This is a genomic window from Chengkuizengella axinellae, assembly GCF_030730905.1.
GTDB classification, from domain to species: Bacteria; Bacillota; Bacilli; order Paenibacillales; family KCTC-33759; genus Chengkuizengella; species Chengkuizengella axinellae.
In genome coordinates, this window is record NZ_JAVAMP010000056.1 from 1 (window position 1) to 641 (window position 641).

Here is a 641-nt window from a genome sequence, read left to right on the forward strand (position 1 = left end):
TCACTAGAATAAAAAATAAATCTAAATTCATTCTCATTAGTAGATGAGGTGAATGTAATACTTATTTGTGTCCATTCAATGGGCAATTGCCCGTCAAACATTACATTATCAATATTAGCATTTATCTCTTTTGCTCTTAATCTCCCAGTAGTCCCTTGCAAGCTCCTGATTTCCGCACTTGCCGTATACGTTGTTAAAGGTTCTATTTCTACAACATCTTGATACCACCCTGAACTAGATTCTGCGGTTTCTGTAACAACTTTAATTACGCCTTTCTCTGGTAAGGTTACTGTTACATTTTCAGTTTTATTCTCAGCAAAACCATCCAAATCCACAGGATAAGCTTGATTAGCAGTCAGCAAATTCTCACTCAACACTGGGAACGCTTCTTCAGGTATTAATACATCATAACCTAACTCACTTACATCAATTTGTATTTCTAACTCAACGTAATCTGTATAGATAGTAGATTCGGTTACTCCATCACTTGGGTCTGCGTAGGCTAGGAAGTGGGCGAAACCGTTACTATCACATTTATAATGCGTTTGTTCTGCACCTATCCCAATAGAAATCAATTCAGTATCATCTAATTCATGATATTTACTGTAACCCCATTCTTCATTGTCTACATTCCATAGAGT

The 641-nt window shown here is 36.3% G+C and carries 1 pseudogene; it reads right to left on the reverse strand.

Annotation, left to right across the window (positions count from 1 at the left end):
• Positions 1-641: pseudogene (locus Q5Y73_RS24630) on the reverse strand (hypothetical protein); the annotation flags it as partial.